Consider the following 15,644-nt stretch of genomic DNA (forward strand, 5'->3'; position numbering starts at 1 on the left):
TTGAAAGGAAAGAATTTGGAATCAAGTTAGTAGTGTATTAAGGAATATATAAGTAGAAAGTTTAATTAAAGGTGGATTCGAATAAAGCGGTTATATTATTTTTTTCGATACCAATCTAAAGGACCTTCATCACTCAAATGAACAAGAAAAGGAAATACGAAGTGTAAAGGTAAGCTTATAAGTTCTGGCATAGCGTTTATTGTTCTCTTTGATAGGTATTGCCTTCCGAAACAATAGGGACAATCTTTTTCAAATGTCACGAGTATCGACCATACATCTTTTACTTTCCATTTCGTTTTACAATACGTACAGTGCGCCATTGAGTTCCTCCTCATTTTAAAGTGTCTTCTAATATATTCTACTTTATTGTACGAAAGTCATTTGAATTTGATGTGGTAAAATGCAAGTTGTTTTGTTTTTTGTAAAAAGACAATAAAGTGATTACATTTCAACACGCAAAACAAGCCTAACCTCGTTCTACATTTAGGGAGGGGGTAGGCTTGTTTTAATTCCGATCAAAGTCTCTTTGTATCAGGCTGTTTACACATTGCCCAAATAACTTCGCGTTAAGTTTGGGAGAATAATTTTTCCATTCTTACTGTATTTGTCGAATAACTCTGATAGGAGAAGAACAAAGCTTTTATACTCTTCGTCATTTTCTTTCGGAGCATAGGACGCTGATAAATTCCTTCCTAAAAAGCCTTCATAATCAAAAAGTAAATCATTTTGATATTCTTTAAACTCGTATTTTCCATCTTTAAAAAAGCTGTTAAACATTTCTGGCGTTTCATCTATTCCACCGCTAAAGCCTTTAAAGGTTGGACAGGTTTTCTGGCAAATTTCTGCGTTCTCTTTAATAAGTGGACTAGTTACATCTCTACTATTCCAAACAAGAGCAACGTTTGCTTTTTGTTTTAAAATTCGTTGGCATTCGATTTTGAAAGCTTCTTTATCAAACCAATGAAATGCTTGGGCAACGGTCACTAAATCTACACTATTTTCTTTTAAAGTGGTATTTTCAGCAGTTGCTTTTATAGATTGAAAACGAGGATATTGGTTTAACGATTGTTCTGCCATTTTTCTCATGTCATCATTTGGCTCCACTCCAATAACATGTAAACCACTTTCAAGCAGCTGGCGGCTAAATATCCCCGTACCTGAACCAATATCGGCCACAATTTGATTCTCATTTAGTTCGTTAGCTGAAAGCAAATAATCAATATATTCATTAGGATAACTAGGGCGATATTTCGCATATATATCGGCCTTGTCAGTAAAATTTTCTGTTGTTTTCACCGTACTACCTTCTTTCCAAAGATATTATGTATAGAAATAGGAACCAAATAGTAATTTTCGCATCGGTCTCTAAGTCTACAACGAAAGAGTCCAGCTAAATAGAGCTACCTTAGTTCTCTTGTTCAAATTATACTATTTTGCATGATATCTTCCAAAAGACCATGATTGCTTATTCATCTAAATGGTTTAATTATTGAATAATATGACCATTTGTATATGGAACGAGAGGTATGTAGGATAAGCGATTTCCATTTTTAATATCTAAATTGGCCAATATATCCTTTTTACAATTTACTTAAAATCATGTATAACAGAGATACAAGATTATTTTATAAATATTCAAAAGCAAAGGGAGAATTATCGTAATGGTAAGGAAGACGTTCAAGATGCGCGTATCTAAAAATAGAACGATTTCAATTAATGGCTCAATTCTTGATGTGGATGTTACACATGATGAGTTTTTGCAAGAGTTTGTTGAGTGGGTCGATTCTAAAGGTTGGTCGTTTATGGGGATGACAGATGAGATTACACCTGAGGAAGCTAGTCAAAATTTAATAGATTCATTAATTGATGAGAAGGATAAGAAAGAATAATTCTTTCTTATTTTTTATTGTATATTTATGTTCTTCATCGTAAAAGTATGATATAGTAAAAAGCAGTGAATATTCTTCCAATTTAATACAAATTACATATAGATTGGTAGATTCAATTTTTAAACTGTGAGAGTATAGTGAAAAGGGAGAGTCATATGGTAAATTTAAAGAAAATTTTGGCTTTTGTTACCGTTATTTGTTTATTTTTTTTGACACCTATGACGTTACGTGCTGAGACGAATATTGGAGTGAATCCAGAACAAGTGGCGCCACCACCTAAGGAAGGACCAAATGTTTTTAGTCAGTTTGCAACTACGATTGATGCGAAAACTGGAGATGTTTTGTATGATAAAAACGCACATCATCGTGCATTTCCGGCTAGTATGACGAAAGTACTAACGGCGATTTTACTTATGGAGCATACGAAACCAGAGGATCAATTTACGTTTTCACAATTAGCATTAGATCAAGAGAAGAGTAATTATCAAATTGAGTTTCAACCTGGTGAGACGATTAATAGAAATACTGCACTTATGATTTTAATGGTGCTGAGTGCAAATGATGTGTCGTATGCGATTGCGGAGCGTATTGGCGGAAGTGTTGAGAATTTCGCTAATATGATGAATGAGAGAGCGAAGCAATTAGGCGCTACCGACAGTCATTTTGTAACACCAAATGGATTGCATGATCCGAACCATTATACTACGCCATATGATATGGCTATGATTACGAGAGGTGTGCAAAAGTACCCTGAGATTTTGCAAGCGATGAATACGAAAAGGACGACAGTTACGACATCTAGGCAGACGGTGTCTATTTTTAATAAATCTACTTATTTTGAAAATCCATTTAGTATTGGCGGTAAGACAGGTTTTACAAATGAAGCGCGCAATACGCTCGTTCTATTAAATGAGAAGGATGGAAATCGTATTATAAATGTAGTAATGGCTTCTCAAAGACCTGAAATTTATGAAGATTTAAAGCAGATGGCGGACTATTCTTTCGGTCAATTTGTGAAGCAAACTGTACTGGATAAACATAGTTGGCATCAAAAGACAACGTATTTAAATAAAGATATTGATAGCGAGCTTGAAAAAAGTGCAGAAGTGATGCTTAAGAAAGATGAAGGAAAAAATGTGAGGACGATTTTCCGTGCGGCTTCATTAGATAAAGATTCTTTGTATCATAAAGGAATTCATCGTGGTGAGGTAGTTGGGGCAGTTGATATCACAAAGAATAATCAAACAATTGCGACGGTTAATGTTCTTTCTAAAGAAGATGTTACTTTTGCAATGCCTAAAAAAGATACGATCGAGCCTGAAGTAAACGAATCAAACGTGAAAATAATAAGCATTGGAATAGGTGCCGCCATATTATTTGGAGCCATTTTATTTGTAGTACTACGCCGAAATACAAAAGGAATGAAAGCAGAAGAAAAATAAATTACTAGTTTAAAGGGCTGTGAAGAGAATTTGTCACAGTCCTTTTTTTATATTGTAAATAACTAATAATTGTAAATTTTCTTATTGCATTTCTAATATGTTCGTTATATTATTTAGTTGTGTTCTTGTTAAAGAACGAGAATGGATATTGCATACTTCAAATAATATAAAACAACGGAGAGGGAGAGAAACGATGAAATTAATTTGGAAGGTGATTAGCAACGTTATCTCATTTGTTTTATTTGCATTAATGATTTGCTTAGCTTTTGTAGTTATTTCTTCAAAAGCGAGCGGTGGTGATCCAACGGTGATGGGATATCAATTTAAGAGCGTTCTTTCAGGATCGATGGAACCAACATTTTTAACAGGATCAATTATTGCGATAGAGCCGACGAAAGATGGTTCTAAATATCAAAAAGGTGATGTTATTACCTTTAAAGAGAAAGATGAAAAAATTATCACTCACCGTATTATCGGTGTAAAAGATACAAATGGAAAAGTAATGTATGAAACAAAAGGAGATAACAACAACGGGCCAGATTTAGAACCGGTACTTGCGGAGAATGTTATTGGGAAATATGCAGATATTACAGTTCCTTATGCAGGGTATGCATTAAATTATGCGAATTCAAAAGCGGGAGCTGCTTTGCTTCTTATTATTCCAGGAGTCTTTTTACTAGGCTATTCCGCTATTACTATCTTTAGCGCGATTCGCAGCATTGATGGAGAAAAGAAAGAGAAAAAAGTAGAACAATCCGTCTAATTATTTTGGTTATAGTTTCCTATTAGGAAATTAACAAATATATATTAAGGGGATATGGACATGACTTTAAAGAAAAAATTAGGAATGGGTATCGCATCAGCAGTATTAGGGGCTGCATTAGTTGGCGGAGGAACGTTTGCATACTTTAGCGATAAAGAAGTGTCAAATAATACATTTGCGTCTGGGACACTTGACTTAGCGCTGAATCCTTCAACAATTGTAAAAGTGGATAATTTAAAACCAGGTGATACAATTGAAAAAGAATTTAAATTAGAGAATAAAGGTACATTAGATATTAAAAAAGTATTATTAACTACAGAATATGATGTAGAAGATGTGAAGAAGGATAATAAGAAAGACTTTGGTGAAGACATTGAAGTAGTTTTCTTAAAAAATATTGATAAAAAAGATCAAGTAATTAAGAGAACGACATTAAAAGATTTGACGGATAAAAAAGTGACTGCTGCAGAAAATGATTTAGTAAGTTGGCTATGGCCTGAGAAAGGTATTAAAGCAGGAACTAATGACTCATTTAAAGTGAAATTCCACTTTATTAATAAAAATGAGCCTCAAAATGAATTCCAAGGAGACAAACTTCAATTAAAATGGACATTTGAAGCGCAACAAGGTGATGGAGTGGAGAAAAAATAAGCAGAAAAAGAGACTATCAAAAATGATAGTCTCTTTTTTGCTAAAAGTGAAATATAAAAAGAAACATAATTTTTATATCATTTTGTAATTCACTTTATTATAATAAAGATATAGTTCTTGATAAAGAACAAGTTGTTCGATAGGAGAGATTAAAATGCTGAAGCAACCGCGTAAATTCAAAAAGATGCTTATATTGCCATGTTTGTGTTCTATTACTTTTTATTTAGGCTCTCAAATGATGACTTATACAGAAGCAGCTTTCGTTCATGAAACGAAAGTAGCGGCTACTATTTCTACAGCAAGTATTTTTCCAAAAACAGTTGATCAATTAATAGAACAAGCTAAGCAGCATAAGGAAGTTATTTTGCATGAGTACGAAGGGATGAAATCAAAATTAAATGTTAGATCCACTCAGGAATTAGAACAGGCGCTTGTTATATGGAAGCAAGGGCGTGAGAAGATAGCTACTGAGAGAGAATCGTTACAAAAAGTATATAAATCAATAGAAGAACCTTATAATCAAGTACAAGAAGAGTTAAAAGGAAATACAACTGAATCGAATAAGCAAGTATTCTCGTATGTGAATGCTGGCTTCCATATAGTAAAAGAAAACTGTGAGTATATTGATAAAGAAGTTAATTTACAAGTGATTGATAAACAAATTCAAGATTTTGAGAAGTTACTAGTAGATGAAACAGCAAAACAAGTGAGTGAGGCTGAGAAGCAAAAAGAACTAGAAGAGAAGAAACAAGAAGAAGCAAAAAAACTAGAAGAGAAAAAACAAGAGGAAGCGAAAAAGCTAGAAGAGAAGAAACAAGAAGAAGCAAAAAAACTAGAAGAGAAGAAACAAGAGGAAGCGAAAAAGCTAGAAGAGAAGAAACAAGAGGAAACGAAAAAACTAGAAGAGAAGAAGAAACAAGAGGAAGCAAAAAATCAAGAAGAGAGTAAGAAACAAGAATAGCAAGTAAAATACAGCAACATATAGAGAGAATAGCGGTTATAAAGCCGAGTAGGTGAGAGAGTATTGCGACTCGCCTATTCGGTGTGTCTTCTTTATTTTAACAATCTACGTCAAAAAACAGATATGAGAAAAATAATTGGCAATATGATGGTGAAGATTAATAATTAGTATAGATAGGGAATATTAATTAAAGTTTTTCTCTATCTACCGTTTATTCTGAAATTTCAGAATAATATTGAGAAATAAAAATAACTGAAAATATTAATAAATATGTGTTGTATTTCTATAGTTATGTTCGTTATAATGAACATAAGGTTTTTAAAAAAGAACACATATTAGCTAAGCTAATATAGTTTTAGTTACATCTCTTATTTTAAATAAGAGATAGCAATAAAAAATATAAAAAACAGCTAGGGGGAATTGATTGTGAGTCTGAAAAAGAAATTAGGTATGGGAGTTGCATCAGCGGCATTGGGGTTATCTTTAATTGGTGGAGGAACATTCGCTTACTTTAGCGATAAAGAAGTATCAAATAACACATTTGCGGCTGGAACGTTAGATCTTACATTAGACCCTACAACGCTTGTAGATATTAAAGATTTAAAACCAGGGGATAAAGTAAAGAAAGAGTTCTTATTAAAGAATAGCGGTTCATTAGCAATTAAAGACGTACAATTAGCGACAAAGTATACTGTGAATGATTTTAAAAATGATAACGCTGGTGAAGACTTTGGTCAGCACATTAAGGTGAATTTCATTTGGAATTGGGATAAACAGAGTGAGCCTGTATACGAAACAACATTAGCTGATTTACAAAAAGAAAATCCAGATGTTTTAGCTAAAGCAATCTTTGCTCCTGAATGGGGAGAAAATGGTGGTTTAGCAGCTGGTACTGAAGATTACTTATGGGTAGAATTTGAATTTGAAGATAAAGGTGATCAAAATAAATTCCAAGGTGATTCATTGAACTTAGAATGGACATTCAATGCTCATCAAGGAGAAGGCGAAGCAAAAGAATAAACCCAAAAGCGGGGATTTCCCGCTTTTTTATAAAGAAAAAAGAAGTGCTGGTTGTAAGCACTTCTTTCTATTTATTATTTTTGATCTTGCTTCCATTTTGTAAATTCAAGAAATTCACGAAATTGTTCTTTGGAGACACCTGAGCTCATTGCATCTTTAACGAGTTGTGTCCATTCAGAGTCTAAGTGATTTTCCATTGTTGTTTCATCATGAAGTAAAGTATCAACTGGAATTTGTAGAACTGCTGCGATCTTTTCAAGAAATTGAATGGAAGGGTTTTTTTGTAAATTTCGTTCTATAGAACTAATGTAAGATTTAGCAACACCGGCTTTTTCGGCAAGTTCAGTTAATGAAATGCCTTTTTGTAAACGCAGGCGTTTTATACGTTCTCCAATCATATTTGCGCACCTTTCTATCAATATGTCGTCGTCTTATGATGTCATTATTATAACATAAACTTCGCTAAAAAGAACAAACCTATTGAGCCTGGCTTGATGGTCTCATACGTTGGAAAAAATGTTCGATATCTTGCAAGGCGATACCAGCGTCTAGAGCTTCAAGTATTAAATCAATCCATTCTTGATCCAATGTGTCAGTCTTATCTTTGTACAAATGTAATTCCTCCCTAATTATCGGTCATAACTGCTGCTACAGAATACGTGATAATACAATCAGATTTTGTATTTTTATGTAGTGAATTATCAAATATTTTGTAGATAAAACAAAGATAAAATCCCCATTAAATTCCCTCTATGGCGATTATAAAGTTTCTGACAAATATTTTCAATATTTTCAGAAAACATTGTTGAATTGTGATATATTCGTATGCTAACTATGAAATTTTTACAAATATATTAAAAACATTACATAATATGACTAAATATTGAAAAAATATTGAATTTTTAATAAAATTCAATTTGTAATACATATTATTTATTAGGGGAGGAAATAAGGGATGAACAAGAAACCGTTCAAAGTTTTATCATCGATCGCTTTGACAGCTGTATTAGGTCTTTCATTCGGAGCAGGTGGTCAGTCTGCATATGCTGAAACGCCTGTTAATAAGACAGCTACGAGCCCAGTTGATGATCATTTAATTCCGGAAGAACGTTTAGCAGATGCTCTAAAAAAACGTGGGGTAATTGATTCGAAGGCTTCAGAGACAGAAACAAAGAAAGCTGTCGAAAAATACGTAGAGAACAAAAAGGGTGAAAATCCTGGGAAAGAAGTATCAAATGGGGACCCACTTACGAAAGAAGCATCGGACTTTTTAAAGAAAGTGAAAGATGCAAAAGCAGATACGAAAGAAAAGTTAGACAAACCAGCAACAGGCACACCAGCAGCGACAGGACCAGTTAAAGGTGGTCTAAATGGTAAAGTACCAACATCTCCGGCAAAGCAAAAAGCGTATAACGGTGATGTTCGTAAAGATAAAGTACTCGTTTTACTTGTAGAGTACGCTGACTTTAAACATAACAATATCGATAAAGAACCTGGTTATATGTATTCGGAAGACTTTAACAAAGAACATTATGAAAAAATGTTATTCGGTAATGAGCCATTCACATTAGATGACGGAAGTAAAATCGAAACGTTTAAACAATATTATGAAGAGCAATCTGGCGGTAGTTATACAGTAGACGGAACAGTTACAAAATGGTTAACAGTTCCTGGGAAAGCTGCTGATTACGGTGCGGATGCTGCAAGCGGCGGTCATGATAATAAAGGACCAAAAGGACCACGTGATTTAGTAAAAGATGCATTAAAAGCAGCTGTAGATAGCGGTATTGATTTATCAGAGTTCGACCAATTCGATCAATACGATGTAAATGGCGATGGAAATCAAAATCAACCCGACGGTTTAATCGATCACTTAATGATTATTCATGCAGGTGTTGGACAAGAAGCAGGCGGTGGTAAATTAGGTGATGATGCAATTTGGTCACATCGCTGGACTGTTGGACCGAAACCATTCCCAATCGAAGGCACACAAGCGAAAGTTCCGTATTGGGGAGGAAAGATGGCTGCATTTGACTACACAATTGAGCCAGAAGATGGCGCAGTTGGTGTATTCGCACATGAATACGGTCATGATTTAGGTCTTCCAGATGAGTATGATACACAATATAGCGGTCAAGGTGAGCCGATTGAATCTTGGTCTATTATGAGTGGCGGTAGCTGGGCTGGTAAAATTGCAGGAACAACGCCAACAAGTTTCTCACCGCAAAATAAAGAGTTTTTCCAAAAAACAATCGGTGGTAACTGGGCAAATATCGTAGAAGTAGATTACGAGAAATTAAATAAAGGTATTGGTCTAGCAACATATTTAGACCAAAGTGTTACGAAATCTAACCGTCCAGGTATGATTCGTGTAAACTTACCTGATAAAGATGTAAAAACAATTGCCCCAGCATTTGGTAAACAGTATTACTACAGCACAAAAGGTGACGATCTTCATACGAAGATGGAAACACCACTGTTCGATTTAACGAATGCAACTACTGCAAAATTTGATTTCAAATCATTATATGAAATTGAAGCAGAGTATGACTTCCTTGAAGTACATGCTGTAACAGAAGATGGTAAACAAACGTTAATTGAAAGACTTGGTGAGAAAGCTAATAGTGGAAATGCAGATTCGACAAATGGAAAATGGATTGACAAATCATATGACTTAAGCCAATTCAAAGGTAAGAAAGTAAAATTAACATTTGATTACATTACTGATGGTGGTTTAGCATTAAATGGATTTGCTCTTGATAATGCTTCATTAACAGTAGATGGTAAAGTAGTATTCTCTGATGATGCAGAAGGGACACCACAATTAAAGTTAGATGGTTTTGTTGTATCTAACGGAACTGAGAAGAAAAAACATAACTATTATGTAGAGTGGAGAAACTATGCTGGTGCAGATAACGCATTGAAATTTGCTCGTGGTCCAGTATTTAACACTGGTATGGTTGTATGGTATGCGGACTCAGCTTACACAGATAACTGGGTTGGCGTACATCCAGGACACGGTTTCCTTGGTGTAGTAGATTCTCATCCAGAAGCAATTGTAGGAACTTTAAATGGTAAACCGACAGTTAAGAGTAGTACACGATTCCAAATTGCTGATGCGGCGTTCTCATTCGACAAAACACCAGCTTGGAAAGTTGTATCTCCAACGCGTGGAACATTTACGTATGATGGCTTAGCGGGTGTACCGAAGTTTGATGATTCAAAAACGTATATTAATCAACAGATTCCAGATGCAGGACGTATTTTACCGAACCTTGGCCTGAAGTTTGAAGTAGTAGGACAAGCTGATGATAATTCTGCAGGTGCTGTTCGTTTATATCGTTAATACAGTAAAACTACCGAGAGGTTTTCTTTCGGTAGTTTTTTTGTGAGCAATGAATTTTATATACAAAAAGAAATTATATATAATGTAACTTTACGAATAGAAATTTATTATATATGAAGTCTATATAAATAATGAAAGAATTGGATAAAAATAGTGGGAGAAGGTGAATGAATGAGTGTTTCTTCTATTGTAAATAAACAAAAGGAATATTTTTATAATGGCCATACGAGAAGTGTAGAAGTGAGAAAGAATAATTTGAAGAAGCTTTATGAAGGCATTCAGCGTTTTGAAGAAGAAATATTTCAGGCGTTAAAATTAGATTTAAATAAGTCAGTTCATGAGTCATTTACAACGGAAGTGGGATATGTATTAAAAGAAATCTCTTTTCAATTGAAGCATATTTCATCGTGGAGTAAACCGAAGCGTGTTCGAACAGCACTCACTCATTTTGGATCAAAGGGGAAAGTAGTGCCTGAACCGTACGGTGTGACACTTATTATTGCACCGTGGAACTATCCGTTTCAATTAGCAATTGCACCGCTTGTAGGAGCTCTAGCAGCTGGAAATACAATCGTTTTAAAACCGTCGGAGTTAACGCCAAACGTTTCCAAAGTGATTACAAGGATGTTAGAGGATTTATTCCAAGAAGAGCTTGTAGCGGTAGTAGAAGGCGGCGTTGAAGAGAGTACAGCTTTGCTGAAAGAACCATTTGATTATATTTTCTTCACAGGTAGTGTGGGCGTTGGGAAAGTTGTCATGGAAGCAGCAGCAAAACAGTTGACGCCGCTTACGTTAGAACTTGGCGGGAAAAGTCCATGTATTGTACATAAAGATGCGAAAGTAGATGTAACGGCAAGAAGGATTGTGTGGGGAAAGTTTTTAAATGCAGGGCAAACGTGTGTAGCGCCTGATTATATGTATGTGCATGCTTCCGTGAAAGAACAGTTAATTGAAGCGTTGCGACATGAAATTGAGGAGCAGTATGGAAAAGAGCCACTGCACAATGATAATTATGTAAGAATTGTGAGTGAGCGTCATTTTGAACGTTTATGTACGTTTTTGAAAGATGGTAAAACTGTAATTGGCGGGAACCATAAAAAAGAGACTTTACATATAGAACCAACAGTGTTAACTAATGTTACATGGAAAAGTTCCGTTATGGAAGATGAAATTTTTGGTCCGATTTTACCAATCATAGAGTATGACAATATAGAAGATGTAATTGGCACAATCCAGCAACATCCGAAGCCGTTAGCGTTATATGTATTTTCTGAAGATAAAGAGGTACAAAAGAAAGTGACGAGTAATATTTCATATGGCGGAGGCTGTATTAATGATGTCGTCTATCATCTTGCAACGCCATATTTACCTTTTGGTGGCGTCGGAAGTAGTGGATTAGGGAGTTATCATGGGGAAGAAAGTTTTCGGACTTTTTCACATTATAAAAGCATTTTAGCCCAATCTACGGCATTCGATATGAAAATTCGCTACTCTTCTACAAAAAGTGCTTTAAAATTCATACGAAAGTTGTTAAAATGATGATGGTGTTTATCAGTAGGCGTAGCCGTATGATAAAAGCCCCTTCGCAATGGAAGGGGTTTTTCTGTTCGACATTATGTATCATGCGAAAATGAATCAAACATACTACATAAAGAATAGAAGTGAACGCTTGCTAAATAACCATTTTTGTTTGGATCGAAACAAAAAATAGTCTATAGAACATAAATATGTATTCATGAATATAAAAATTTAAATTTGAGGTAGATAGGACGGGAAAATGAAAAAGATTATTAAAGTTGAAGCAGTAGAAAAACATTTTGGAAATCAAGTGATTATCCCACCGCTTTCTTTAGATATTAAAGAAGGGGAATTTTTAACGATTTTAGGGCCGAGTGGTTGCGGGAAAACGACGTTACTTCGTATGATCGCAGGGTTTGAAACACCAACTAAAGGGAATCTTTTGTTAGATGATGAAAAGATTAACGATTTGCCACCATATAAGCGTCATATGAACTTAGTGTTTCAACACTATGCGTTATTCCCACATATGAATGTGGAGAAAAATATTTGTTTCGGTATGAAAATGCAGAAAGTACCGGCAGCAGAGCAAAAAGAGCGTGCTGAAGAGGCAATGCGTTTAACGCAGTTACTTGAGTTCCGTAATCGTAAACCTGCAAAGCTTTCTGGTGGACAGCAGCAGCGTGTAGCAATTGCGAGAGCGATTGTAAATAACCCGCGTGTATTATTACTAGACGAGCCACTTGGAGCATTAGACTTTAAGTTAAGAAAAGACTTGCAACGTGAATTGAAAAACTTACAACGTAATTTAGGAATTACGTTCATATACGTAACGCACGACCAAGAAGAAGCGATGAGCATGAGTGATCGTATCGTTGTTATGAATAAAGGCCATATTGAACAAATTGGAACGCCGAAAGAAATTTATAATAAGCCGAAAACGTTGTTCGTTGCGACATTTATCGGTGAAAATAATATTGTGAAAAACGGGGAAGGCTATGTAGCAATTCGCCCTGAAAATGTAAAAGTGCGTTCGGTTGAAGAGCAGATTTTAAAAGAATACCACCTTGGACATATTGAAGACATTGAGTTTGTTGGAAATATGGAAAAGCTTTATGTACGTGATGAGAAAACATCAGAATTACTAATGGCATATCAAACTGCTGAAGAAGCAGCGCAGTGGAGCATTGGAGATAATGTATACGTAGGCTGGGAGCAAGAGGACGAGGTGACCTTAAATTGAAAAAAGGGAAATTACTCGCACTACCTACAGTCGCGTGGCTGTTAATATTCTTCCTAATTCCCCTTCTGTTTGTATTGGCATTTGCCTTCATGCAGCGCGGAGCATATGGGACAGTGGAAATGCAATTTACATTAGAGAACATAGCACGTGTATTTGACCCATTATATATGGGGACGTTATGGGAAACAGTGAAAATTGCGGTTATCACGACAGTAATATGTTTACTGATCGGTTATCCATTTGCATATACAATTACAATTGTTGATCGTAAATATCGTTCCATTCTTTTATTATTGGCAACGATCCCGTTTTGGATTAACTTCCTTGTTCGTTCTTACGCATGGATTGTTATTTTACGTTCACAAGGTCTTGTAAACACATTGCTATTGAAGCTAGGTATTATTAGTGAGCCTTTAAATTTATTATATAATACACCTTCTGTAATACTTGGGATGGTATATTCTTTATTACCATTTATGATTTTACCAGTGTATGCAGCGATTGAGCAGCTTGATAAGCGTAAGCTAGAAGCAGCTTATGATTTAGGAGCAACACCAGTAAAAGCATTTTGGAATGTTACAGTACCAATGACGATGTCAGGGATTGCTACCGGTTCTATTTTAGTGTTTGTTTCTTCTATCGGAATGTTTGTTGTATCAGACGTTATGGGTGGATCGAAAGTAGCATTAATCGGAAACGTAATTCAAAATCAATTCTTAGGAGCGCGTGATTGGCCGTTTGGATCTGCGTTATCTATGATTGTTGTTCTATTCTCTGTTCTGTTAATTTACTTATATTATCGTGCAACGAAAGTATATAAATATGATGGGAACGGAGGGGAATAGGCAAAGATGAAGAAGTTTTTAGTTTCTTATTCTTGGTTAATTTTATTGTTCTTGTATTTTCCAATGATGGTTTTAATGGTGTATTCCTTCAATGATTCTCGCATTAATGCGGAATGGGAAGGATTCACATTCCATTGGTATACAGATTTATTTCAAAAACAAGATGTTATTGATGCGTTTGTAAATAGTATGACGATTGCGGTCGTAACGACGATTGTAACGACTGTTCTTGGTGTGATTTTCGCAATTGCATTACATCGTTATAAATATCGTTATGAAGGTGCTATTAATGGTCTTGTGTATTTACCAATTTTAATTCCTGATATTTTAATGGGATTATCTTTACTTATTTTATTTAGTCAATTAGGTATGGAACTTGGTAAAACAACAATTATTATTGCACACATTACATTTAGTATTTCATTTGTTGTCGTTATTTTAGCAGCACGTCTTTCTGGTATGGGACGTGATTTAGAAGAGGCTGCGAATGATTTAGGAGCAACGCCGTGGCAAACGTTTCGTTTTGTAACGTTCCCAGCGATTGCACCTGGAGTTATTTCGGCTGCATTATTAACATTCACATTATCAATTGATGATTTTGTAATTAGTTTCTTCGTATCAGGACCAGGATCAACAACATTGCCATTATACATTTACAGTATGGTTAAGCGCGGAGTATCACCAGAAATTAATGCACTTTCTACAATTTTAATTGTGGCTATCGTAGGATTAATGGTTCTATCTGAAATCTTCCGTAACAAAGGTGCAGATGGTGAAGAAAACTCTGGAGGACACCTTCCTTTATAATACGAACGATATAGAAAGTACGAGGAGGTAATAAAACCGATGAAATTAATGAAAAGATTAGCCGGCGCAGCAATTAGCTTTAGCCTTGTTGCTGGTGTACTTGCTGGTTGTGGTGAAAAAAAAGAAGAGTTAAACATTTATAGCTGGGCTGACAATTTTGATGAGCAAGTGCTAAGAGATTTTGAAAAGAAATATAACGTGAAAATTAACTATGATAAGTATGCAAGTAATGAAGAAATGCTTGCGAAATTACAAGCAGGTGGCGCGAAGTATGATTTAATTCAGCCGTCGGATTATATGGTTAAAACGATGGCGAAAATGGATTTATTAGCGCCGTTAGATAAAAAGAATATCCCAAATATCGAAAACATGGTTTCTAATTTCAAAACACCTGCGTTTGATCCAGAGAATAAATATTCTTTAGTATATACTTGGGGCGTAACAGGTATTGCATACAATAAAAAGTATGTGAAGGAAGCACCTACAAGCTGGGCTGACTTATGGAATGAGAAATATAAAGGGCATGTAACTTTATTAAATGATTCTCGTGAAGTGTTAGGAATGGGTCTTAAGAAGCATGGATTCTCAAACAGCACGAAAGACGATGCACAGTTAAAGACAGCAGCAACTGATTTACAGAAGCTACTTCCAAACTTATTAGCATTTGATACAGATAATATTAAACAAAAATTCATTACAGAAGATGCTTGGATCGGAACAGTTTGGTCTGGGGATGCAGCATTTATCGCAAAAGATAATAAAGATGTAGAGTACGTTGTACCAAAAGAAGGCGGCACAATTTGGGCTGATACGTTAGCAATTCCAAAAGGTGCAAAAAACAAAGAGCTTGCAGAGAAGTTTATGAACTACTTATTAGATGAAAAAGTAAGTGTGAAAAACTACGAGTCAATTGGATACAGTAATCCAAATGAAAAAGCTCACCCTCTTCATAGTAAAGAATATCGTGATAACCACATGATCTTCTTAACGAAAGAAGAATTAGATCGTACAGAATGGCTTGTTGATGTAGACGATAAGCTAAAAGACTACGACCGTTACTGGACAGAGTTAAAAACAAAAGGTAAATAAGTAAGAAAATGCGGTTTCTACAGTAGAAATCGCATTTTTTCATAGTAGGAGGAAATCGTTTGAAGAAGTT

16 protein-coding genes are annotated in these 15,644 nt (G+C 35.1%); 12 read left to right on the plus strand and 4 right to left on the minus strand.

Going from position 1 to position 15,644, the window contains the following annotated elements; genetic code table 11:
• Positions 1-95: 95 nt before the first annotated feature.
• Both ACTFR9_RS23675 and ACTFR9_RS23680 read right to left on the minus strand, forming a co-directional pair.
• Positions 96-320, minus strand: coding sequence for a hypothetical protein (locus ACTFR9_RS23675; RefSeq protein ID WP_000929656.1), 225 nt, complete (start codon positions 318-320; stop codon positions 96-98).
• Positions 321-540: 220 nt separating this feature from the next.
• Positions 541-1,296: a class I SAM-dependent methyltransferase gene (locus ACTFR9_RS23680; RefSeq protein ID WP_074607982.1), complete on the minus strand. Its 756-nt coding sequence runs from the start codon at positions 1,294-1,296 to the stop codon at positions 541-543.
• 365 nt (positions 1,297-1,661) lie between these two features.
• Here ACTFR9_RS23680 and ACTFR9_RS23685 point away from each other — a divergent pair, with 365 nt between their 5' ends.
• The 6 genes from ACTFR9_RS23685 (at position 1,662) to calY (ending at position 6,726) form a co-directional block, all read left to right on the plus strand.
• Positions 1,662-1,889 carry a hypothetical protein gene (locus tag ACTFR9_RS23685; protein WP_000251858.1) on the plus strand — a complete coding sequence of 76 codons (228 nt, stop codon included), beginning with the start codon at positions 1,662-1,664 and terminating at the stop codon, positions 1,887-1,889.
• A gap of 155 nt (positions 1,890-2,044) precedes the next feature.
• Entirely contained in the window at positions 2,045-3,331 is a 1,287-nt protein-coding gene (locus tag ACTFR9_RS23690; protein WP_229136484.1) for a D-alanyl-D-alanine carboxypeptidase family protein, read from the plus strand.
• Positions 3,332-3,524: 193 nt separating this feature from the next.
• Positions 3,525-4,094, plus strand: coding sequence for a signal peptidase I SipW (gene sipW, locus ACTFR9_RS23695; protein ID WP_000767808.1), 570 nt, complete (start codon positions 3,525-3,527; stop codon positions 4,092-4,094).
• 60 nt (positions 4,095-4,154) lie between these two features.
• The gene (locus ACTFR9_RS23700; RefSeq protein ID WP_000172843.1) at positions 4,155-4,745 is read left to right on the plus strand and encodes a TasA family protein; all 591 of its coding nucleotides are present in this window, start codon (positions 4,155-4,157) and stop codon (positions 4,743-4,745) included.
• Positions 4,746-4,899: 154 nt separating this feature from the next.
• Positions 4,900-5,706 (plus strand): DUF4047 domain-containing protein, encoded by an 807-nt coding sequence (locus ACTFR9_RS23705; protein WP_440049029.1) that lies wholly within the window; start codon positions 4,900-4,902, stop codon positions 5,704-5,706.
• A gap of 426 nt (positions 5,707-6,132) precedes the next feature.
• Positions 6,133-6,726: a biofilm matrix protein CalY gene (calY, locus tag ACTFR9_RS23710; RefSeq protein WP_000053738.1), complete on the plus strand. Its 594-nt coding sequence runs from the start codon at positions 6,133-6,135 to the stop codon at positions 6,724-6,726.
• 74 nt (positions 6,727-6,800) lie between these two features.
• Here the strand turns inward: calY and ACTFR9_RS23715 are convergent, their stop codons facing one another.
• The gene (locus ACTFR9_RS23715; protein WP_000578886.1) at positions 6,801-7,124 is read right to left on the minus strand and encodes a helix-turn-helix domain-containing protein; all 324 of its coding nucleotides are present in this window, start codon (positions 7,122-7,124) and stop codon (positions 6,801-6,803) included.
• A 79-nt stretch (positions 7,125-7,203) separates the two neighbouring features.
• Positions 7,204-7,338 carry an anti-repressor SinI family protein gene (locus ACTFR9_RS23720; RefSeq protein ID WP_000276223.1) on the minus strand — a complete coding sequence of 45 codons (135 nt, stop codon included), beginning with the start codon at positions 7,336-7,338 and terminating at the stop codon, positions 7,204-7,206.
• Positions 7,339-7,681: 343 nt separating this feature from the next.
• On the opposite strand from ACTFR9_RS23720, the gene inhA1 reads away from it, so the two are divergent.
• The 6 genes from inhA1 (at position 7,682) to potD (ending at position 15,574) form a co-directional block, all read left to right on the plus strand.
• Positions 7,682-10,072 (plus strand): M6 family metalloprotease immune inhibitor InhA1, encoded by a 2,391-nt coding sequence (inhA1, locus tag ACTFR9_RS23725; protein ID WP_001035920.1) that lies wholly within the window; start codon positions 7,682-7,684, stop codon positions 10,070-10,072.
• 171 nt (positions 10,073-10,243) lie between these two features.
• Positions 10,244-11,611: an aldehyde dehydrogenase gene (locus tag ACTFR9_RS23730; protein WP_000116809.1), complete on the plus strand. Its 1,368-nt coding sequence runs from the start codon at positions 10,244-10,246 to the stop codon at positions 11,609-11,611.
• A gap of 238 nt (positions 11,612-11,849) precedes the next feature.
• Positions 11,850-12,833 carry a spermidine/putrescine ABC transporter ATP-binding protein PotA gene (gene potA / locus ACTFR9_RS23735; protein WP_000720320.1) on the plus strand — a complete coding sequence of 328 codons (984 nt, stop codon included), beginning with the start codon at positions 11,850-11,852 and terminating at the stop codon, positions 12,831-12,833.
• Positions 12,830-13,678 (plus strand): spermidine/putrescine ABC transporter permease PotB, encoded by an 849-nt coding sequence (gene potB / locus ACTFR9_RS23740; protein ID WP_000715494.1) that lies wholly within the window; start codon positions 12,830-12,832, stop codon positions 13,676-13,678. Before potA ends, potB begins: the two co-directional genes overlap by 4 nt.
• Positions 13,679-13,684: 6 nt before the next feature.
• Positions 13,685-14,485 (plus strand): spermidine/putrescine ABC transporter permease PotC, encoded by an 801-nt coding sequence (potC, locus tag ACTFR9_RS23745; protein WP_000714204.1) that lies wholly within the window; start codon positions 13,685-13,687, stop codon positions 14,483-14,485.
• Between the two features lie 39 nt (positions 14,486-14,524).
• Positions 14,525-15,574, plus strand: a complete 1,050-nt coding sequence (gene potD / locus ACTFR9_RS23750) for a spermidine/putrescine ABC transporter substrate-binding protein PotD (RefSeq protein ID WP_000772498.1) — start codon at positions 14,525-14,527, stop codon at positions 15,572-15,574.
• Positions 15,575-15,644 lie beyond the last annotated feature (70 nt).

It is taken from the genome of Bacillus cereus group sp. MYBK222-1, from assembly GCF_051916425.1.
GTDB lineage: Bacteria > Bacillota > Bacilli > Bacillales > Bacillaceae_G > Bacillus_A > Bacillus_A paranthracis.